18 protein-coding genes and 1 pseudogene are annotated in these 20,416 nt (G+C 64.9%); 14 read left to right on the forward strand and 5 right to left on the reverse strand.

The genetic code is table 11. The features are described from left to right. Together AC630_RS32380 and AC630_RS32385 are read left to right on the forward strand one after the other, a co-directional pair. Window positions 1-819, forward strand: an 819-nt coding sequence (locus tag AC630_RS32380) for a sensor histidine kinase (protein WP_245330581.1), incomplete at its 5' end; no start/stop codon positions are given. A gap of 7 nt (window positions 820-826) precedes the next feature. Then, window positions 827-1,480, forward strand: coding sequence for a response regulator (locus AC630_RS32385; RefSeq protein ID WP_074122507.1), 654 nt, complete (start codon window positions 827-829; stop codon window positions 1,478-1,480). 444 nt (window positions 1,481-1,924) lie between these two features. Here the strand turns inward: AC630_RS32385 and AC630_RS32395 are convergent, their stop codons facing one another. After that, a complete protein-coding gene (locus tag AC630_RS32395) occupies window positions 1,925-2,512 on the reverse strand; it encodes a TetR/AcrR family transcriptional regulator (RefSeq protein ID WP_074122509.1) in 588 nt (195 codons plus the stop codon). A gap of 654 nt (window positions 2,513-3,166) precedes the next feature. On the opposite strand from AC630_RS32395, the gene purB reads away from it, so the two are divergent. Together purB and AC630_RS32405 are read left to right on the forward strand one after the other, a co-directional pair. After that, window positions 3,167-4,474 (forward strand): adenylosuccinate lyase, encoded by a 1,308-nt coding sequence (gene purB, locus AC630_RS32400; protein WP_074122510.1) that lies wholly within the window; start codon window positions 3,167-3,169, stop codon window positions 4,472-4,474. Between the two features lie 106 nt (window positions 4,475-4,580). After that, the gene (locus AC630_RS32405; protein WP_074122511.1) at window positions 4,581-5,753 is read left to right on the forward strand and encodes a M20 aminoacylase family protein; all 1,173 of its coding nucleotides are present in this window, start codon (window positions 4,581-4,583) and stop codon (window positions 5,751-5,753) included. A gap of 143 nt (window positions 5,754-5,896) precedes the next feature. On the opposite strand, the gene AC630_RS32410 is transcribed toward AC630_RS32405, so the two are convergent. Beyond that, complete coding sequence (locus AC630_RS32410; protein WP_074122512.1) at window positions 5,897-7,804, reverse strand: acyl-CoA synthetase; 1,908 nt, start codon at window positions 7,802-7,804, stop codon at window positions 5,897-5,899. 250 nt (window positions 7,805-8,054) lie between these two features. On the opposite strand from AC630_RS32410, the gene AC630_RS32415 reads away from it, so the two are divergent. Continuing rightward, complete coding sequence (locus AC630_RS32415) at window positions 8,055-9,182, forward strand: SecDF P1 head subdomain-containing protein (protein WP_074122522.1); 1,128 nt, start codon at window positions 8,055-8,057, stop codon at window positions 9,180-9,182. 241 nt (window positions 9,183-9,423) lie between these two features. After that, window positions 9,424-10,230 carry a Crp/Fnr family transcriptional regulator gene (locus AC630_RS32420; protein ID WP_074122513.1) on the forward strand — a complete coding sequence of 269 codons (807 nt, stop codon included), beginning with the start codon at window positions 9,424-9,426 and terminating at the stop codon, window positions 10,228-10,230. 13 nt (window positions 10,231-10,243) lie between these two features. Here AC630_RS32420 and AC630_RS32425 read toward each other — a convergent pair. Beyond that, window positions 10,244-10,886 (reverse strand): annotated as a pseudogene (locus AC630_RS32425) (glutathione S-transferase family protein). 224 nt (window positions 10,887-11,110) lie between these two features. Further along, complete coding sequence (locus AC630_RS32430; RefSeq protein ID WP_074122514.1) at window positions 11,111-11,662, reverse strand: cytochrome b; 552 nt, start codon at window positions 11,660-11,662, stop codon at window positions 11,111-11,113. A 173-nt stretch (window positions 11,663-11,835) separates the two neighbouring features. Here AC630_RS32430 and murI point away from each other — a divergent pair, with 173 nt between their 5' ends. The 8 genes from murI (at window position 11,836) to AC630_RS32470 (ending at window position 17,455) form a co-directional block, all read left to right on the forward strand. Beyond that, complete coding sequence (gene murI / locus AC630_RS32435) at window positions 11,836-12,633, forward strand: glutamate racemase (RefSeq protein WP_074122515.1); 798 nt, start codon at window positions 11,836-11,838, stop codon at window positions 12,631-12,633. A gap of 163 nt (window positions 12,634-12,796) precedes the next feature. Next, on the forward strand, window positions 12,797-13,570 hold the full coding sequence (locus tag AC630_RS32440; protein WP_074122516.1) for an HpcH/HpaI aldolase family protein: 774 nt from the start codon (window positions 12,797-12,799) through the stop codon (window positions 13,568-13,570). Between the two features lie 63 nt (window positions 13,571-13,633). Beyond that, entirely contained in the window at window positions 13,634-14,017 is a 384-nt protein-coding gene (locus AC630_RS32445) for a cupin domain-containing protein (RefSeq protein ID WP_074122517.1), read from the forward strand. Window positions 14,018-14,115: 98 nt separating this feature from the next. Next, window positions 14,116-14,877, forward strand: a complete 762-nt coding sequence (locus AC630_RS32450) for an acyltransferase (RefSeq protein WP_074122518.1) — start codon at window positions 14,116-14,118, stop codon at window positions 14,875-14,877. 304 nt (window positions 14,878-15,181) lie between these two features. After that, complete coding sequence (rpsD, locus tag AC630_RS32455; RefSeq protein ID WP_074122519.1) at window positions 15,182-15,799, forward strand: 30S ribosomal protein S4; 618 nt, start codon at window positions 15,182-15,184, stop codon at window positions 15,797-15,799. Window positions 15,800-15,867: 68 nt separating this feature from the next. Continuing rightward, window positions 15,868-16,083, forward strand: a complete 216-nt coding sequence (locus AC630_RS32460; protein ID WP_074122520.1) for a hypothetical protein — start codon at window positions 15,868-15,870, stop codon at window positions 16,081-16,083. Further along, entirely contained in the window at window positions 16,040-16,372 is a 333-nt protein-coding gene (locus tag AC630_RS32465) for a type II toxin-antitoxin system RelE/ParE family toxin (protein ID WP_245330582.1), read from the forward strand. The genes AC630_RS32460 and AC630_RS32465 overlap by 44 nt, the downstream gene beginning before the upstream one ends. A 15-nt stretch (window positions 16,373-16,387) precedes the next feature. Next, on the forward strand, window positions 16,388-17,455 hold the full coding sequence (locus AC630_RS32470; RefSeq protein ID WP_074122521.1) for a threonine aldolase family protein: 1,068 nt from the start codon (window positions 16,388-16,390) through the stop codon (window positions 17,453-17,455). Between the two features lie 122 nt (window positions 17,456-17,577). Here the strand turns inward: AC630_RS32470 and AC630_RS32475 are convergent. Next, window positions 17,578-20,416, reverse strand: a 2,839-nt coding sequence (locus tag AC630_RS32475; RefSeq protein WP_083636469.1) for an autotransporter family protein, incomplete at its 5' end; no start/stop codon positions are given.

Consider the following 20,416-nt stretch of genomic DNA (forward strand, 5'->3'; position numbering starts at 1 on the left):
CATGCGCTGGCGCCGGCGCGCGCCATCGTCACCGCACTCCAGCGCATGGCGCGCGGCCAGTATCGCACGAAGCTGCCGCGCTTCCGCTCCATGGAGCTGGCGATGATCGGCAGTGCCGTCGGCGAGCTCGGCGGCCGGCTGGAGGAAGCCACCGAACAGCGCGCGGCGCTGACGCGGCGGCTGATCGAGATCCGCGACGACGAGCGCCGCGCGCTCGCCCGCGAGCTGCACGACGAGTTCGGACAGAATCTCTCCGCCATCCTCGCCTTCGCCAACACGATCGAGACCGCGAGCGCGAAGGAGAACCACGACAGCGGCATCGCGCAGGATGCACGGATGATCTCGCAGGCAACGCACCATCTGATGGCCTCGCTCCGGGATGCGCTGAAGCGGTTGCGCAATCCCCTGCCCGAGGAGCTCGGGCTCGAGGCGAGCCTCGTCAATCTCGTCGACAGCTGGCGCTCGCAGAGCGCGGCGCGGCCGACGATCCAGCTCGACCTCCGAGGCAATCTTGCGGATATCAGCGGCCCTGCCGCGACCACGGCCTATCGCGTGGCGCAGGAATGCCTGACCAACGCTTTGCGGCACGGTGCGGCACGTGAAATCTGGTTGCGCATCGAGCGCCGCGCCGGCGAGGACGACGCGCTGCTGATCCGGGTCGAGGATGACGGCGGCGGCGACGCTGCACGTGTGGCGCAGTCCACCGGCTTCGGCCTTACCGGCATCCGCGAGCGCGTGGCCGCTGCCGGCGGGTCGCTGTCGATCCTGCCCGCCAGTCGCGGCCTGAGCGTCGCCGCGACCATCCCGCTCGCCGCATGAGGCCGGTATGACCGATGTCGCAGCAACAGGCATCTCCGTGCTGCTGGTCGACGATCATCCGATTGTCCGGCAGGGCTACCGGCGTGTGCTGGAGAGCCAGGGCGATCTCCATGTCGTCGCGGAAGCCGACAACGCCGCGGATGCCTATGGCGCCTTCAAGGCGCACGATCCTGATGTCGTCGTGCTGGATATCTCGATGCCCGGCGCGAGCGGGCTAGAGGCGATCCGCAATATCCGTGCGCGCAACCCGCGGGCGCGCATTCTCGTCTTCACCATGCACAACGAAGCCGTGCTGGTGAAATCAGCGTTCAGCGCCGGCGCCAGTGGCTTCGTCACCAAGAGCAGCGAACCGTCTGCGGTCGTGACCGCGATCCGCAGCGTTGCCCGCGGCGAACGCGCCATGAGCGACGATATCGCGCATATTCTGGCCGAGGAGAGCCTGTCGCCGACGGGCTCAGTGCTGGATCAACTGGGCGAGCGCGAGATCGAGATTTTGCGCCAGTTCGCCGGCGGCGCCACCACCGAGCAGATCGCCGCGCATCTCAATCTCAGTGTGAAGACGGTCCAGAACTACCACTATCTGATCAAGACCAAGACCGGCGCACGCACGGACGCGCAGCTCGTGCGGCTCGCGGCGACGTGCGGGCTGACGAGGATCTAGCAGCAGAGCTGCCGCATTCCCTTAAGTGACTTGAAGCTGGTCAATCTGCCGGGCGGATTGGAACGGAGACCATCCAGTTCCGGTTAGTAGCAGAGTGAACGGAGTAGAACGTCATGAGCAAGGATCATCACAAGGCAGTCGCCCATCCCCCGATCATCACAGTAGGCGAGCTCATCGACGAACTTTGCCGCCTGCCGGACACGGCGGTCGTCCACTTCCGCTGCCCCATGCTCGATCAGGAGCTGACATTCTACCGCCTTCGAAAGCGGTCAAAGGACGCCGTCGAAATCGCGGTCAATGCATATCCGGAAAGTCCGCCGGTCGTGCCATCGTCCGACCCGGCCTTGCACGCGCGAAGACGCTCAACGTCCTCGCCACCGGTTCACAATGGCGCCCTTCACAAGGCGAGAGATTGATTGACGCGCGTTGAACAGGTGCAGCGGTCTACCCGGCCTTCAATCCGCGCAGCAGCAGTGCGAGCGTCGCGTCGACGCGCGCGGGCAGTTCGGCATCCTTCCACTCGTCGGCATGCGCCGGATGATGGAAGCGGCTGGTGGCATCGAAGATCGCACGTGCGGTGACAGCAACGTCTTTCACCTCGAACACGCCCTGCTTCACGCCGTCGGACAGGATCGCCGCGATCTGGTCGATCATCGTGTCCTTGTGACACCTGACGGCCGCGCAGGCCTCGCGGGCCAGCGTCAGATAGGTCTCGAACATCTCGGGGTCGTCGAGGACGCGCGAACGCTTGGCAGCGAACAGCGCACGCAGCCAGCGGTCGAGCCGCGCCTGCGCCGGCCCCTGTTCCCTGACGATCGCCAGCAGCGGCGCGTCGATGCGGTCGAGCCAGCGTTTGGCGACGGCCTCGCGCAGCGAGGCCTTGCTCGGGAAATGTCGATAGACACTGCCGTGGCTCACATCGAGCGCACGGGCAACGTCAACCACGGTGGCCTTGGCAAGTCCGTAGCGCCTGAGCACGTCCTCGGTGACTTCGAGGATCCGCTCCGGCGTCAAGACAACGGCTTCATTCATGCCAGCACCATGTTCCCGTTCAGGGCTCAGTTACCCGGCGACGGAGCTGCTCCCGAAGCGCCCCTGCCGGTCGTCTCGGAAAGCTCTCGCCTAAAGCATGATCCGCGAAAGTGTGTAGCGGTTTTCCGACAAGATCCTGCTCAATTCTTAATGAGGCAGTTTTGCAGCCTGCGCCGCGATCTGGCGCGCGACCAGCAAATTGAGCCAATGCCCAATCGTGCCGGTGAAGTTGATGATTTCGGTCGTCATTTTCTTATATCTCCATTCGTCCGCGGCCCTCGCCCTTCGATGACGACCCTCGATCCGAGAGGTACTCGGATGTCGGGCTCCCCCCGGAGGTGGCCGCGGGACGCCCAATCGGAGCGTCCGCAAACGGATATACACGTCTCGCTGACAGATTTCAATATCTGTCATTCAATGATCCGTGATTGATAGTCAATATTTGCAGTCGGACCTGCACAACCAGCCCGGCTGGCTGGACGGTGGCCCGCCGTGGGGCCCAATAGTCCCCCCCGTCCAGCCCGATCATCCCCCCGATACCTTGCCCGCGCCGTTTGTTTCGCCCTCCTCGCTCTGCTAAATCACGGCGTAAAAAACATTTTGGCCGGTGCCTCGCCCTCTCGGGCCGCCCGCCCACCTTCCTGGAGCCGTCAGATGATCCCCCGTTATACACGCCCGGAAATGGCCTCGATCTGGGAGCCGCAGACCCGGTTCAAGATCTGGTTCGAGATCGAGGCGCATGCGGCGGACGCGCTGGCCGAACTCGGGACGATCCCCAAGGAAGCCGCCAAAACGGTCTGGGCGAAGGCCAAGAACGCTACCTTCGACGTCGCCCGCATCGACGAGATCGAGCGCGAGACCAAGCACGACGTCATCGCCTTCCTCACCCACCTCGCTGAGATCGTCGGCCCCGAGGCGCGCTTCGTCCACCAGGGTATGACCTCCTCCGACGTGCTCGACACCTGCCTCAACGTCCAGCTCACCCGCGCCGCCGACCTCCTGCTCGCCGATCTCGACAAGGTGCTCGCCGCGCTGAAGAAGCGCGCGTTCGAGCACAAGATGACGCCGACCATCGGCCGCAGCCATGGCATCCATGCCGAGCCGGTCACCTTCGGCCTCAAGCTCGCTTATGCCTACGCCGAATTCTCGCGCGCCAAGGAGCGCCTGATCGCGGCGCGCAAAGAGGTCGCGACCTGCGCCATCTCCGGCGCCGTCGGCACCTTCGCCCAGATCGATCCGCGCGTCGAAGAGCATGTCGCAAAGGCCATGGGCCTCGTCCCCGAGCCGATCTCGACGCAGGTGATCCCGCGCGACCGCCACGCGATGTATTTTTCGACCCTTGGCGTGATTGCCTCCTCGGTCGAACGCATCGCGGTGGAGATCCGCCACATGCAGCGCACCGAGGTGCTGGAGGCTGAAGAGTTCTTCTCGGAGGGACAGAAGGGCTCCTCCGCGATGCCGCACAAGCGCAACCCGGTGCTGTCGGAGAACCTCACCGGCCTCTCCCGCATGGTGCGCGCCTATGTGACGCCAGCGCTGGAAAACGTCGTGCTCTGGCACGAGCGCGACATCTCGCACTCCTCCGCCGAGCGCATGATGGGCCCGGATGCCACCGTGACGCTCGACTTCGCGCTGGTGCGCCTCGCCGGCCTGATCGACAAGCTGCTGGTGTACCCCGCCAACATGCAGAAGAACCTCGACCGCCTCGGCGGCCTCGTGCACTCCCAGCGCGTGTTGCTGGCGCTCACCCAGAAGGGCGCGAGCCGCGAGGACGCCTACAAGCTGGTGCAGCGCAACGCCATGCCGGTCTGGCGCGGCGAAGGCGACTTCCTCCAGCTCCTGAAGAAGGACACCGAGGTGAAGAAGTATCTCACCGACGCCGAGATCGAGGAGCAGTTCGACCTCGGCTATCACCTCAAGCACGTCGACACGATCTTCAAGCGCGTGTTCGGCGAGAGCTGAGCACTTCCGTAGGACGGATTAGCGCAGCGTAATCCGCCCTTTTCTCCTCGCATCGCGGCGGGTTACGCTACGCTAACCCGCCCTACGAACAAAACGGATCCCCCCCATGCCCATCGTCAATCGCGTTGCCGCTCTCTCCGACGAAATGGCCGCCTGGCGCCATGACTTCCACGAGAACCCTGAATTGCTCTACGAAGTCCACCGCACCGCCGGCATCGTCGCCGACAAGCTGCGCGAGTTCGGCTGTGACGAGGTTGTGACGGGCATCGGCCGCACCGGTGTCGTGGGCGTGATCCGTGGCCGCAAGTCGGCCTCCGGCAAGACCATTGGCCTGCGCGCCGACATGGACGCGCTGCCGATCATGGAAACCGCCGACGTGCCTTACGCCTCCAAGGTGCCTGGCAAGATGCACGCCTGCGGCCATGACGGCCACACCGCCATGCTGCTCGGTGCCGCCAAATATCTCGCCGAGACGCGCAATTTCGACGGCACCGCGATCATGATCTTCCAGCCCGCCGAGGAAGGCGGCGGCGGCGGCAAGGCCATGGTCGAGGACGGTCTGATGACGCGCTGGAACATCCAGGAGGTCTACGGCATGCACAACATGCCCGGCCTGCCCGAAGGCCATTTCGCAACCACCCCCGGCGCGATGCTCGCCTCCTCCGACAACATCCAGATCATCGTCCACGGCAAGGGCGGCCACGCCGGCGCGGGTCCGCACAAGTCCGTCGACAGCGTGCTGATCGGCTCGCAGATCGTCAACGCGCTGCAGTCGATCGTGGCGCGCAACGTCGATCCGCTGAAATCGGCGGTCATCTCGATCACGCAATTCCACTCCGGCACCGCCTTCAACATCATCCCGGAGACCGCAGAACTCGCCGGCACCGTGCGCACGCTCGATCCTGAAGTGCGCGATCTCGTCGAACGCCGCATCGGCGAAGTCGCCGACAGCATCGCCCGCGCCTATGGCGGCTCGGCCGAGACGAAATATACGCGGATGTATCCGGTGACGATGAACCATGCGCGCGAGGCCGGCCTCGCCGCCGATGTCGCCCGCGACATCGTCGGCGCCGAACGCGTCAACGACAAGTTCATTCCCATGATGGGCGCCGAGGATTTCTCCTTCATGCTCGAGGCGCGCCCCGGCGCGATGGTCCTGGTCGGGATGGGCGACGGCAACGAGTGCCATCACCCGGCCTATGTCTTCAACGACAACATCCTCGGCCACGGCGCGTCCTACTGGGTCCGGCTGGTCGAGACGCGGATGCCGGCGGGCTAGTGCCGCATATACGCTGCTGTAGCCCGGGTGAGCGTAGCGACACCCGGGAAGCCACGCGTTGATTGCACCTCTGCCCCGGATGTCGCTTTGCTCATCCGGGCTACGGATTTCGACCCAAACGCTACGGATTTCGACCCAAACGCTTACGCCTGCACCACCTCGTGCCGTATCACGAATGGCGCGAGCAGCGTGTGCACCTCACCCGCAATCACCTCGCGCTGGTCCGCCGGCAGGCCCGTAAGCGTCACGATGGCGATCGAGCCGTGGCTGCCATGGGCGCCGACCCTCACCTTACAGTCCACGCCGCGCGCGACGAGCGGCGCCAGCACCTTGGCGAACACGCGCTGCGCCGCGTCCCAGCGCAGTTGCGGCTTGAACACCTTCCCGACGCCGGTCACCGGCATCGGATCGATCGCAATGACCTGAACCGGGACGGCGGCGCGCTCAGGCGTGCGCTCGCGCACCCACGCTTCCAGCTCGCCCGGCTCGACGCTCGCGCCCGGCTTCAACTGCACGTACCCAACCGGCAATTCGCCGGCATAGGCGTCGGGCTGGCCGACCACCGCGGCGAAGCCGACGGCGGGATGGCGGAACATGATCTCCTCGATCGGCGCCGGATCAATGTTGTGGCCGCCGCGGATCACGAGGTCCTTGGCACGGCCGGTGATCCAGAGATAGCCGTCGGCATCCAGCCGGCCGAGATCGCCGGAATTGACCCAGACCTGATCGACGAAGGCGCCCTTGTTGTGTTCGTCGTTGAGATAGCCGCCGAACACGCCGGGCCCCGCCATGATCACGACCCCGATCTCGTCGGGCGCGCAGTCGCGGATCAGGCGGCCGTCGGCATCGAGCTGCACGACGCGCACGCGCGCGTAGGGCATCGGCAGGCCGACCGAGCCGAGCCGGATCGGCCGCGACTGATAGGCGAGCGTGTGCACGCTCGACGTCTCGGTCATGCCGTAGACCTCGACCACCGGCAGCTTCAGCTTGTCCTGGATCGCGGAGCCGACGGCGACGGGGATCGCGGAGCCACCACCCGCGGCATATTTCAGGCTGGAGATGTCGGCATTGCCCGGCGGCACCGCGAGCGTCGCGGCAAGCACCGTCGGCACGCTCGACAGCGCCACCGGCTTGAACCGCTCGACCAGTCCCCAGATGTTCTTCACCGCATTCGGATTGCGCCAGCCGCCCGGCGACAGCACGACCAGCGAGCCGCCGGCCGACAGCGTCTGCAGCACCTGCGTCAACGATCCGCCGACGTGAAACAGCGGCATGCCGAACAGCATGTTGGCGCCGGGCTGCGACTTCAGCAACAAATTGAGCGCCCAGGCCTGATAGACCTGGTTGGCATGGGTGTGCCGCACCAGCTTCGGCGTGCCGGTGGTGCCCCCGGTGTGGAAATAGGCGGCGATGTCGCTGCCAAGAATGTTGCGCCCGCTGATAAACTGGTCGGATGGCTGCTGCTTGATCAGATCGTTGAAGGCATAGATGCCGTTGGCGGGATCGCCGCCGCCAACCACTTGCACGATCGCCTTGAGGTGCTTGAGCTGCGGGCGGATCTGTTCGACCTTCTGCCAGATGTCGGTGCCCGGCATCGGGCCGAGCGCCACCAGGATTTTTGTGTTCGCTGCCTCCAGGATCTCGGCGATCTGGTGTGGCTCGAGCAGCGGGTTGACGGGATTGGCGATGCCCGCGGCCTCGGCGCCGAACAGCGTCACGAAGGCATCGGGCAACAGCGGCAGCATGAAGCTGATGACGTCGCCCTTTTCCGCGCCGAGCGCGTGAAACATGTTGGCGGCTTGCGTCACGCGCGCGATGAAGTCGCGGTAGCTGACCACGACCGGCGCGTCGGCCGGATCAGCATTTTGCAGGAGCTGGATCGCCGCCCCGTCGGGATTGCACGCAGCGCCGAGCTTGATCGCATCATAGGTGCTCTCGGCCGCGACGCGATCGGCGTAAGGGACCTGCTCGAAGGCCCGGACCTCCGCGTCCGTCGCCAGGTCCGGATAGTCGTTGCCAATCAGCCGATCGAGCGTGTGGATGCCCGCCATGGAATTCCGTCCTCCCTCTGTGCATTTCCCCGCCCCCTGTCTTTTGACATTTTGGTTCAGGCGAGACCCCGACCGATTTGCCGGTCGAGCGGGAACACAATGAGGCATGATTTGGCGTTCGTCTATGACCAGACGGTCGCGGCGATCAAGCTCGATCCGGACGGCGTTTGAACCTCAGAGCCCGATCCGGGGACCAAGAATTGGCCCCGGAATAGCGCGCCAGCGCCCTGCCGCAAGACTTGAGGTGACCATGACCGCGCCGCTGCGGGACCGCATCGCACCGCTGATCCTCGCGCTCGCCATGACATCGGTGATATTGACATCGGTGACATTGGCATCGGTGATTTTGGCATCGGCGGTCGCGCTGCCCCCGGCCGCGCTCGCCGAGGACTCCCAGTTCGACAAGATGCGCGCCAAGGTCGCGACGTTCGTCGCCGAGCAGATGGAGAGGCTGGGCGGCTTGCGGATCGTCTACAAGGTGGACGGCGACGCCTTGCGCGAGACTGTCATCACGGACCTGCGCGACGAGGTCTACAAGAACCTGCGCGAGGGCCGTATCGCCTTCTCCGGCCTTGCGATCCGCGACGGCGGCGTCGAAGTGAAGATCGCAGACGCCAAAGGCCGCGAACAGCTCGCACGCAAGCTCGCGTCAGGCACGGAGGGACTGCCCGCGCATGCCTTCACCGTGACCGACGGCGGCGACGGACTGGTCAGGCTCGCGCCGACCGATGCCGCATCCGCCGCACGCCTGCACGATCTCGTCGAAGACGCCATCGCCATGATCGAACAGCGCCTCAAGGACGGCGGCGTCAAGCTCGCCAGCGTGCAGCCGGATGGGACGGACCGCATCCGCATCTTCCTGCCGAGCTTGATGGAGCCCGAGCGCATTACCGCGATCTTCGCCAGAAAGGTCACGGTCAGCTTCCGCCTGGTCGATCTTTCGATGCCGGCGGAGCAGGCGCAATCCGGCACGCCGCCCGCGGGCACGGAAGTCCTGCTCGGCTCCAGGGACAAGCAACCCTATCTTGTTGCGAAGGACAGCGCGCTCGACGGCGACGACATCAGCTATGCGGGCCCGGGATTTGCGAGCGGCACGAAGGACCCGATCGCCTTGTTCCGCTTCAACGGCCGCGGCACGCGGCGCTTCGCCCACGTCACCGAAGAGAACATCGGAAAACCCTTCGCCATCGTGCTCGATCACAAGGTGATCTCCGCCCCCGTGATCCGCGAGCCCATCACCGGCGGCTCGGGCCAGATCTCCGGCAATTTCACCCTCGAGGAAGCCAACAGCGTCGCCATGATGCTGCGCGCCGGTTCGCTGCCCGGGCATCTTACCCTCGTCGATCAGCAGGTGATCCAGCCCGCCGCCAAGCCATAGGACGAAGATCGATCCACGCCTCCGCCGGGGCGCCCAGGTTCATTTCACGACCGCAAAGCCCTACCGGGGCCCCGAATCACGGGTCATACGCACCACCAACGGGCAATTGCCGAAACCACCGATCAGGCTAAAATTTGCCTCTTGCGGCGAGACGGCCGGAGGCTTCATTCAAGCGGTCGTCATCCGATTTCGGCTATACGAGCACCGACCAGGACTGAAGGCCTTACGCGGGGATAACACCATGCCGTCCGGCAGCGCAGACATTTCGTCGATCCTCGACCGCATTCTCGACGCGGCAACGGATAACCTCAGGATCGCGAAGATCCTGGTCCAGATGGGTCTCGATCCAAACGACGTCACCTGGGACGCGATCTTCAATCGGCTGCTGGAGATCTTTGTCCACAACATCACCCTGGCCAATCTGTTCGCCGCGGTCGGCGCCGGCTTTTTCGTCGCCACCCTCTTGATGCGGACGATGGTGCCGCTGCGCGTCGCCAACATGATCGGCTGCGTGTTCTTCTCCATCTTCGGCGCACTCTCCGCCAATGTCGCGACCTTCCTCCTCTATCTTCTGTTGCTTCCGATCAACGCCTTGCGCCTGCGGCAGATGCTCAAGCTGGTCAAGAAGGCGCGTCATGCGGCCGAAGGCGACATGTCGATCGAGTGGCTCAAGCCGTTCATGACCGAGCGCAAATATCGCCGCGGCGACACGCTCTTCAAACTGGGCGATCCAGCCAAGGAGATGCTCCTCACGGTCACGGGCAAGTTTCTGGTCAAGGAGATCAACGTCGAGATTCTGCCCGGTGTGCTGATGGGAGAACTCGGCTTCCTCACACCGGACAACCGGCGAACTGGAACGATAGAATGCATCGAGGACGGTCAGGTGTTGACGATCACCTATGACCGGCTGCTCGAGATCTACTTCCAGGACCCTCAGTTCGGCTATTACTTCCTGGTGCTGACCAGCCAGCGCCTGCTGCAAAACATCGACCGCCTGCAGAAGCAGCTGGCCACGGAGCGGGCGGCCGCCACAAACAGGATCGCGTGATCGACGCCGGCACTCAGCTCAAGAGCAGCGCCATGCCGGGATCGCCCTTCTCCATCGCACGCCGGTAGGCCGCCCGCGTGCCGATGCGGCCGAGATATTTGATCACGTTCGAACAGCGCGAGAGATCGTAGGGTTGGAAGTAGCGCATCGTCGTGAGCGAAAAGCCCATCATGATGTCGGCGGTGGTGAAGGTGTTGCCCGCCAGATACTCAGCCGAGCCGACCCTCGCATTGACCAGATCGAAGGCGCGGTCGACACGCCCCCCTGGTCGCGACCAGCATTGGATTGTCGTCGGCGAGCTTGAGCCGGTTCAGGATCATCAGCCGGCCCATGCCGGCCTGCAGCGTACCGTTGGCGAAGTGAAACCAGTACAGGAACTGTGCGAAATCGGGATCGTCAGGACGGAGAACGAGGCGGCCGTTGCCGTATTTGGCGATGATGTAGTCGATGATGGCGCCGGACTCGGCGAGCACGAGATCGCCGTCGGTGATGACTGGCGCCGCCCCGATCGGGTGCAGCGCCTTGTACTCGGCCGGCGCCAGGATGGTGACGGGATCACGCGTGTAGCGCTTCAGCTCGTAGGGAATTCCCAGCTCCTCGCACAGCCAGACGATGCGCTCGGACTGCGACTTGCCGAGATGATGGACGGTGAGCATGGCGCCTCCTGCGACCGTAAATTGGATCAGCCGTGACGCCGCATCTTACTCCGTCATTGCGCGCGCAGCATCTCGCTCTCGTGCCCCGGACAAAGCGCAGCGTCACTTCGACGATGCGCTGCAGAGTCGGGGCCCATGCGGCCAAGAGCAAACCTTGCGGCTTGGGTCCCGGCTCTGCGCAGCAGCGTTGCACGCTGCAGCGCGTCCGGGACACGAGACTGTCCCTACCCCGCTTCGTCCATCACCATCCGCGCCACGACGCGGTCGCGGCGGACAAAGTGGTGCCAGAGGGCTGCGACCACGTGAACCGCGATCAGGGCAAGCAGCACATAGGCAAAGAGGATGTGGCGGTCCTCATAGGCGCCTGCCGCCGCACGGTCGGGAGTGGTGAATTGCGGCACGTGAAACAGGCCGAAGAAGTCCGAATAGTCCGGCGTGCGGGCGCCGGAGTGCGCCCAGCCCAGCATCGCAACCAGGATGACCACGAGATAGAGCGCGCCATGGCTGACATGGGCTGCGATCTTCTGCCAGCGCGAGGTCTCGGCCGGCAGGGCGGGCGTCGGGTTGATGATGCGCCAGACCAGGCGCAGCACGGTAAGCAGCAGGATCACATAGCCGATATCGGCATGAATCGAGCGGTAGAAAAAGCGGTCGGGACGCGCCGGGATGTGGTTCATCCACCAGCCGAAGCCGATCATGCCGATGATGGCCAGCGCCAAACCCCAGTGCAGCCACCGGGAAATGCTGCCCCAGCCGGCATTGGTGTTTCTGATCATGTCGGCTCCCCGGAGTTTTGCAGATATGTCCCCGTCCGCAGCGGAGCACCTCTGCTGATAGCTGGAACATGCGGCAATCGCGAAATTGAATCGTTCCAAACCGGCGCCGGGCGGCCCTGCCGCAAAACCGCCCCAAAAACCGAATGGTAACCATGACCAGCTAGGATAGCGACGTGACCAATTCCTCGACGATCCTCGTGTTCGATTCCGGCCTTGGCGGGCTCACGGTCCTGCGTGAGGTCGTGGCCGCACGCCCGGACGCGCATTACGTCTACGTCGCCGACGACGCCTTCTTCCCCTACGGCCACCACAGCGAAGACGAGATCATCGCCCGCGTCGTGCCGCTGATGGGGGAATTGATCCGCACGCATGATCCTGACCTCGTCGTCATCGCCTGCAACACGGCGTCCACCCTGGTCCTATCGCATCTGCGCGCCGCTTATTCCCTGCCCTTCGTCGGCACGGTGCCGGCGATCAAGCCGGCCTGTGCGCAGTCGAAGACCCGTCGCGTCTCGGTGCTCGGCACCAAGGGCACCGTGAAGCGCGAATACACCAAGGCGCTGATCCGCGACTTCGCGCAGGGCTGCGAGGTGACACTGGTCGGCTCGCCCGAGCTCGCCTCGCTCGCAGAACGCGCCCTCGGCGGCACCCCGATCAGCGACGGCGACATCCTCGCCGAGCTCACCCCCTGCTTCGTCGGCGATCCCCAGGATGCGGGCGCGCGCACCGACACGGTCGTGCTTGCCTGCACGCATTATCCGCTGCTGCTCGAACGGCTGAAGACACTCGCGCCATGGCGGGTCGACTGGATCGATCCGGCGCCGGCCATCGCCCGCCGCGTCTCGGATCTGCTCGGCACGCGCATTGGCGGCGTCGCGCAGTCGGGCGCGGAGATGATCTTCACGTCAAACCGCGTGCATGGCCTCGGGGCCACGCTGACGCCGTTCTTCGGCGGCCGCGTTCCCGCCTGACCTTGCGCCTCGACGGCGCGCTGCTAAAGCGTTTTCGAGCGAAGTGGATACCGGTTCGCGTAAAGGAAACGCGTCAAAACAAGAATCTAGAGCCCCGTTCCGATTCCATCGGAACGGAAATGGCTCTAGGCTTCGGCGTCGTCATCATCGCGCAGGTCATCTCATGTCGGTCTCCTCAACGCCGCTCAACCGCCTCCGCCAATTGTGGCGCGAGGGGCGTCCCGCCTTCGGCGCGATCGCGACCATCCCGAGCGTGCAGATGGTGCAGATCATGGCGCGTTCGCTCGACTGGATCATCGTCGATCTCGAGCACGGACCGATCGGGCTCACCGAAGCGCACGCGATGATCGCGGCGACGACTGGCACGCCATGCACGCCGCTGGTGCGGATCGCCGCGAACGAGCCATGGCTTGCGAAAGCGCCGATGGACATTGGCGCCTTCGGCATCAATTTCCCGATGATCACCAACCGCGCCGATGCCGAGAAGGCGGTGCGCAGCGTGCGCTATCCGCCGCGCGGCGATCGTCTGTGGGGGCCGTTCCACGCGCCGTTCCGCTGGGGCCAGTCGATGCCGGACTACATGGCTGCAGCCGATGACGAGATGATCTGCATGATCACCATCGAGCATGTCGACGCCGTCAAACGCATCGACGAAATCATGTCCACGCCCGGCATCGATGTCGCGGTGATCGGCCCCGGCGATCTCGCCACCTCCATCAACAAGCGCGGACAGATGGACGATCCGGAGCTGCTCGAACTGATCGCACGCGCCGAGGCCGGCATCCTCCGAAGCGGCGTCCCGATCGGCGGCGTCGCCCGCACTGCAGATCAGGCCAACCGGCTAGTCGACCGCGGCTACCGCGCGATCGCGCTCGGCTTCGACTGGTCGCTGTTCCAGCGCGGCATCATGACCGCGTTCGAGGGCATCAAACGCTGAGCGGCTGATCTTGCCGGGAACCGCGGCCCTGCTAGGGTCGGCTGTTCCAGGGAGAAAACAACCATGCTCAAAAAGACTTTGCTCGCTCTTGCCTTCACCAGTCTAGCCTTTGCGACCTCCGCCCAGCAGCCCGGCATCAAGCGCACCCCGCTCCAGAAGATCGATTTTCCGGAAGGCTATACGACCGTGACCGCCATCGCCGAGGTGCCGCCCGGCGGCGCCGCCGGCCGCCATACCCATCCCGGCGTCGAAACTGGTTATGTGCTGGAGGGCGAGGTCGACCTGCTCATCGATGGACAGCCTGCCAAGCTCCTCAAGGCGGGCGATTCTTACGAGATCCCGGCGGGCGTCGTGCACGACGCCAAGACTCACGGCGATAAATCATTGAAAATCATTGGTATTTACATCTTCGACAAGACCAAGCCGCTGGCCTCGCCCGCGCCCTGATGCGGCGAACCGACCCGCCCCAAGCGGGTTGGTTCGTGCTAGAGCAGGCGGCGAGCCCCCCTCGCCGCACCCTTTCATTCCGCGGGAACCGGAGAACGATGCGCGGTCAACCTAAGAACATTTCGCTGCCGCGCCGCCTGATTTGCGACCTCATGCGCGCGTCGATGGGCGTGCCCTTCGTCTCGCTGTCACGCTCGCTCCAGATCCGCCCCCTGCTCGAGGCCCGTGCAGCCACGCAGGCCGGCTGGGCGGCGATGTTCGTCAAGGCCTTCGCTATCATTGCCAGGGACGAACCGATCCTGCGCACGCTCTACGCCAAATGGCCCTGGCCAACCCTCTACGAGCTGCCCAAGAGCGTGGCGCTGGTAGCGATCGCCAGGGTCGAGGACGGCGAGGAATGCGTGCTGCCGCAGCGAATCGCAGCCCCGGAGGCCATGGCACTGGCGGCGGTCGACGCCGAGATCCGGCGTGCCAAGACGGCGCCGATCGAGGACGTCCCGATGTTCCGCAAGATCATGCGGGCAACCCGCCTGCCGCTGCCGCTGCGGCGCCTGTCCTGGGCCGTGGGGCTCAATTTCGGCCGCCAGCGCGGCAACTGGTTCGGCAGCTTCGCGGTGAGCTCCGTGGCCGCCTATGGCGGCGGCGAGCTCCACCCCATCACGCCGGGCCCCTTCATCGTCAGCTATGGCGTGGTCGAGCCCGACCAGACCATCCATGTCGTGATCCGCTGGGATCACCGGGTCACCGACGCCGCCCCCATCGCCCGGGTCTTGACCCGGTTGGAACAAGTGCTGAACACTGAAATCGCTGCAGAATTACGGGCCACCGGCTCGAAGCCGATCCGGGCTGTAGGGACGTGAAATACCGTCGTCCAGGGATGGTCCGAAGGACCAGACCTCAGATGCGCAATTGCGCATCGGGGAACCTCGAGATTCCGGCTTCGATGCTGGCGCATCGCCGCGGAATGACGGCTAAAGAATTGACAGCGAACCCCACATTCCCCTAAAAGCCCCCTGCTCGCGGGCCGATTTCGGCCCGCGAAGCGTTTCGCGACCCGTGGTCCTGTCCCTTTACAAGCTTTGGGGATCGGATCTGTCGGTGCCGGGCCTGGCCCGTCACACAGGAGGGCGCGTTTCCTCAAACCATGAACCTGAAGAGGACGCGATGACTAAGCGCAGTGAGGCGAAGTACAAGATCGATCGCCGTATGGGCCAGAACATCTGGGGCCGCCCGAAGAGCCCCGTGAACCGCCGCGAGTACGGCCCCGGCCAGCACGGCCAGCGCCGCAAGGGCAAGCTCTCCGACTTCGGCGTGCAGCTCCGCGCCAAGCAGAAGCTGAAGGGCTACTACGCCAACATCTCCGAGCGTCAGTTCCACGGCATCTATGTCGAGGCGAGCCGCCTCAAGGGTGACACCGGCGAGAACCTGATCGGCCTGCTGGAGCGCCGTCTCGACGCGATCGTGTACCGCGCCAAGTTCGTCTCCACGATCTTCGCAGCGCGCCAGTTCATCAATCACGGCCACATCAAGGTGAACGGCCGCAAGGTCAACATCTCGAGCTATCAGCTCAAGGTCGGCGACGTGATCGAGGTCAAGGAAGCCTCCAAGCAGCTCGCCCACGTGCTCGAAGCCAGCCAGCTCCCCGAGCGCGACACGCCCGACTATCTCGAAGTCGACCACGGCAAGATGACCGCGAAGTACGTGCGCATCCCCGGCCTCTCCGACGTGCCGTTCCCGGTGCAGATGGAGCCGCATCTGGTCGTCGAATTCTATTCGCGCTGATAATTCGACATATCGACGTTCAAAGGCCCCGGTTTCCGGGGCCTTTTTGTTGTGATACCGTCTTGTTGATGTCCCAGACGACCGACCAGTTCGCCAACATCGTGCCCTCGGCAACGCCGACCGAAGCCGAGCTTGAGGCATGGGCTAGTCTGCCCCGCGACGAGCAGGTCCGCCGATATCAAGCACTGTTCGCTCAGCCTGATTGCAACAACTTCACCTCGGACACGCCGGACGACATCCTTGCCGCCGCGCGCCAACGCGTCGCTCAACGCGACCATGGCTGAGTATCGGTTATCGGAGCGTACCCGAGCCGATCTGATCGACATCTACGACTTCACCGAGAGCCGCTTCGGCAAATATCAAGCAGAGGCCTACTACGCCGGCCTGATCCGCGCGTTCGGACTTCTCGCCGACTTCCCCCTGATCGGCCAGCAAGTGGATGAACTTGTGGCGGGCTATCGACGTTTCCGCTTCCAATCCCATCTGATTTTCTACACGGTGCAACCCGACCACGTCGAAATCCGTGCCATCATTCACGGCGCGCAAGACATCAGACCGCAATTGTTCGACTAGATGACGAGACCAGCCATGCTCTACACCCCTCCCCCCATCGATCCCAAGGCGCCGCCGGTACGCATCAATCTGCTCTCGGACACGCAGACCAAGCCGACGGCCGCGATGCGCGAGGCGATGGCGCGGGCGGAGGTCGGCGACGAGCAGGTCGGCGACGATCCGACCGTGAACGCGCTCTGCGAACGCGTGGCCGAACTGCTGGGCAAGGAAGCTGCGGTCTACATGCCGTCCGGCACGATGTGCAACGTCACCGCAACGCTGGTGCATTGCCGTCCCGGCGACGAGATCCTCGCGCATGAGACCGCGCACATCATCGCTCGCGAAGGCGGCGCGCATGCCGCGATCGGCGGCTTCCAGGTGACACAGTTGAAGGGCGCCGACGGTCAGTTCACGCCGGAGACGTTTCGCAAGGCGCTGCATCCGCGCACGCGCTACCAGCCGCCGCAGACCGTCGTCAGCGTCGAGCAGACCGCCAATATCGGCGGCGGCACGATCTGGAAGAAGGCCGCGCTCGACGAGATCGTCGCGATCGCCAAGCAGCACGGCCTCGTCACCCACATGGACGGCGCCCGCCTGCTCAACGCCACCGTGGCGAGCGGCATCTCCCCGCGCGATATGACGGCGGGGTGGGATTCGGCCTGGATCGACTTCTCCAAGGGCCTGGGCGCGCCGATCGGCGGCGTGCTGGCGGGCTCGCGCGCCTTCATCGATGCGGTGTGGCAGTGGAAGCAACGCCTCGGCGGCTCGATGCGGCAGGCCGGCATCTGTGCCGCCGCCTGCATCTATGCGCTCGACCATCACGTCGATCGCCTCGCCGACGACCACGCCAATGCACGCGCGCTCGCCCGCGGACTGTCGCAGATATCAGGCATCGAGGTGCAGGAGCCCGAGACCAACCTCGTGTTCTTCAAGTCCGACGGCGCCGGCATCGCCGGCGACAAGATGGTCGCGGCGCTACGCCAGCGCGGCGTGACGCTCGCGATGATGGACGGCCGCATCCGCGCCTGCACCCATCTCGACGTCAACGCGAGCCAGATCGAGGAAACGATCGGCTATGTCCGCGAGATCGTGCGCGGGGCGTAGATCCTTCAAGCAGCGTCTGCTTTCCCGAACGACACGGAATCGTGCTTGCCGGGCATGACTTGAATCGGACCGATGCCGGTGTTCCCGCCGCCATCGGAATGATCATAATTTCGGATGCTTGCTCACCACTTCATGCGAAAGCCGCCCGTACCACCGACGCTGTAATTCTCGTTGAATCTGGTCTTGACCAGCGCCTCGCCATAAACGGAATACCTGTCGTTGTCCCAGTTGTAGGTACCGCCGACACCGAATCCGGCCGCAAGCTTTTCCCGACCGGTGATGAAGTTTGTGCCCGACACGTCGACATGGGTATCACCGAGAAACTCGTAATACACGTTGGTGATGCCATAGACATTGGCGCGGGTGAGCTTGCCTGCTTCGTCTCGCCAGATCTTTTGATGATCGAGCGCCAACCCAAGACGACCCGTCAGGCTGTCGCTGCGGCCGGGCGAAACCCTCGCGCCGAAATTGTCTTGGAAATCGGAATTGACGGCCGAGTAGACCAGCTGTGCCTGCGGCGTCAGCGCCCACGGTCCGTCGATCCCGAAACGCTTTCCAGTCTCGAGGCTCAGCGCGTAGCCGAAAGCGCCGACTCCGCTCGCCATGTTCCGGCTGACGAGGTTGGATTTGAGATCGCTGTCAAAGAAGGTCGCTTGCGCCTGACCGTCCACGTAGAAACCGTTCGCGCCATACCAGGTCAGCGTACCGCCGATACCGCCACCGGTGGTGTTGATGCGGCCGTCGCCGTACTTCGAACGAACCTCCGCGATCGCCTGGCCATAATGGGCGGTGATGCCGCCGATCAGCATTCCGGCATCGCTTTGGTAAAGGCGCCCATCGACCCCGGTCCGCGCCTTCCACTGCCCGATATTGTAGTCGCTCACGGTCATCGAGCCTGCGGGCGCGGCCTTGGTGTAGGCTCCTTCGGTTCGGCCCCAGACGACGCTCTGCCCCGCGCCCGCCTGATCGACGGACGGCGCAGCGCCCGTGTGAATGGCATCCACCTCCCAATAGCGATTACCGGCACGCTGCTGCAGCGTCGGCAGGGTGTTCAGCGCCAGCAGGACCTGCGAATGGACCTCATAGAGCGGTACGCCGGGTTGATAGATCGGCCCCGATGGCGCGGCCGGCGGCGGATTGACCAGACTCGAGCGCAGATACCAGTCGCCATCGGCCGGATTGGCGATACCATTCTTTTGCAAGGTGTAGGCGTAGGCGCCGCCGATCACCGCCTGCTGGCCGTAGTAGACGTAGTCGCCGAGCAAGGAGAACGTGCCGTTGGAGGCGCCAGCGACATCGATGATCTTGATCCCCTCGCTCGTCTGTGCGCCGTTGCCGCCAATGTTAGTGACCCGGACATTGCTCGTGCCCGAGGTGTTGCCGTTCACCACCAGCCGGTCGGTCGCCGATGCGTCCCCGCCAAGCGCGGTATTGAGGGCGAGCGTGCCGCCATTGCCGATATAGTCGCCGGCAATTGTCAGCGTCGTGCCGGGAGCGCCGCCGAGGCCCACGAGACCGGCATTGTTCAACGACAGGAGGGTCTGGTTATAGCCCCTGAGATCGAGCGTGCCGCCCGCTGACACGGCGGTGGCGGAAGCTGCGCTGAAGGCATTGGTCGCGCCGGCCGCCAGCGTGCCGCCGGAGACGGTGGTGGCTCCGCTATAGGTGTTGACGCCGCTCAGCGTTTGCGTGCCGCCGCCGACCGTTAGTCCGCCCGTTCCTTGAATGGTGCCGGCGAATGTCGAGAAGGCATTTGTCAGTGTCAGCGTCCGTGCGCCGAGATCGACGAAGCCGCTTCCGGAAAGACTCTTGATCGACGCGCCCGAGGCAGTCGCGGAGATATCGAACGTGCTATCGGCATGCACACGCTGGGAATTCGCGATACTTCCGCTGCCCGAGAGCGCGAGTGTGCCGGATGAGATCGTCGTTACGCCGGTGTAGCTATTGATTGCCGTCAGCTCAAGCGTGCCGCCGCCGGTCTTGGTAAGACCGCCGGCGCCGCCGACAACACCCGCGACAGTGAGCGTGGTTGCCGGGGCCGTTTCAAAAGTGCCGCTGGATGCGTTGAGTGTCACGGCGCGGTTCATCGTGAAGCTGACGGTGGTCAGCAGCGTGCCCCCATTGAAGGTGAGAACACCTGCGCTATCGCCAAGACTGCCGTCCTGAGCAATCGACAGCTTGCCGCCGGTCAGAGTCCAGGGCGTCAGCGCCGGCGTGGTGCCGGTCAGTGTCCATGTGCTGCTGCCAGTCTTTTCATAAATGCCGAAGCCGCGATATTGCGCGGCCGGACCGATCGCGGAGACATCAAAGCTGGCGTTGGTAGCGCCGCCCAGTCTGAGCGTGTCGGCGGCGCTGAACGCTATGACATTGCCAAGGATGGTCGAACCGGCCTGAATTTCCAGCGAATTGACCCCGCCGGTGAACTGCACCGCAGCTGCGCGAACAGCGGCCGGCGCGCCGGCGCCGCTCGCGGTGCCGCCCATCGCGCCGGTGATCGCGCCGGCATTGATGAGGGTGATGTTGGCGCCCGTGACACCCGCTCCGCCGAGACCGGCGAGGGTGGGACCGAGGGCGTTGTAGCGCCCATTGCCGCCCACGCCGCCGGTGATCGAGCCGCCGGCCGCGTTGGTGACGATCCCGCCGGCGGTCAGCAGCACGCCGGCCCCGCCGTCGCCACCGCCCCCGATGAGCCCGCCCGTACCGCCGGCGCCGCCAACGATGGTGCCGCTGTTGACCAGTGCACCGCCGGGAAGCAGCACGACGCCCATGCCGCCGCCGCCGCCGGCGAAGTTCTGGTTGATGCCACCTCCCGCGCCGCCGGTCACGCGACCGCCCGTCGCCACCGTGACCTTCGCGGATGAGAAAATGCCGACGCCGCCGCCGCCGCTGCCGGCGTTGATTTGCACCCCGCCCGCCCCGCCGGTCACGCTGCCCGTGCCGTTGACGGTGACGTCGGCCGTC

It is taken from the genome of Bradyrhizobium sp. AS23.2 (assembly GCF_001908185.1).
GTDB lineage: Bacteria > Pseudomonadota > Alphaproteobacteria > Rhizobiales > Xanthobacteraceae > Bradyrhizobium.

Bases quoted from the DNA above. Each gene is read 5' to 3' on its own strand.
- AC630_RS32385 (WP_074122507.1), top strand. From the start codon at position 827: ATGACCGATGTCGCAGCAACAGGCATCTCCGTGCTGCTGGTCGACGAT.
- AC630_RS32395 (WP_074122509.1), bottom strand. From the start codon at position 2,512: ATGAATGAAGCCGTTGTCTTGACGCCGGAGCGGATCCTCGAAGTCACC.
- purB (WP_074122510.1), top strand. From the start codon at position 3,167: ATGATCCCCCGTTATACACGCCCGGAAATGGCCTCGATCTGGGAGCCG.
- AC630_RS32405 (WP_074122511.1), top strand. From the start codon at position 4,581: ATGCCCATCGTCAATCGCGTTGCCGCTCTCTCCGACGAAATGGCCGCC.
- AC630_RS32410 (WP_074122512.1), bottom strand. From the start codon at position 7,804: ATGGCGGGCATCCACACGCTCGATCGGCTGATTGGCAACGACTATCCG.
- AC630_RS32415 (WP_074122522.1), top strand. From the start codon at position 8,055: ATGACCGCGCCGCTGCGGGACCGCATCGCACCGCTGATCCTCGCGCTC.
- AC630_RS32420 (WP_074122513.1), top strand. From the start codon at position 9,424: ATGCCGTCCGGCAGCGCAGACATTTCGTCGATCCTCGACCGCATTCTC.
- AC630_RS32430 (WP_074122514.1), bottom strand. From the start codon at position 11,662: ATGATCAGAAACACCAATGCCGGCTGGGGCAGCATTTCCCGGTGGCTG.
- AC630_RS32440 (WP_074122516.1), top strand. From the start codon at position 12,797: ATGTCGGTCTCCTCAACGCCGCTCAACCGCCTCCGCCAATTGTGGCGC.
- AC630_RS32445 (WP_074122517.1), top strand. From the start codon at position 13,634: ATGCTCAAAAAGACTTTGCTCGCTCTTGCCTTCACCAGTCTAGCCTTT.
- AC630_RS32450 (WP_074122518.1), top strand. From the start codon at position 14,116: ATGCGCGGTCAACCTAAGAACATTTCGCTGCCGCGCCGCCTGATTTGC.
- rpsD (WP_074122519.1), top strand. From the start codon at position 15,182: ATGACTAAGCGCAGTGAGGCGAAGTACAAGATCGATCGCCGTATGGGC.
- AC630_RS32460 (WP_074122520.1), top strand. From the start codon at position 15,868: ATGTCCCAGACGACCGACCAGTTCGCCAACATCGTGCCCTCGGCAACG.
- AC630_RS32470 (WP_074122521.1), top strand. From the start codon at position 16,388: ATGCTCTACACCCCTCCCCCCATCGATCCCAAGGCGCCGCCGGTACGC.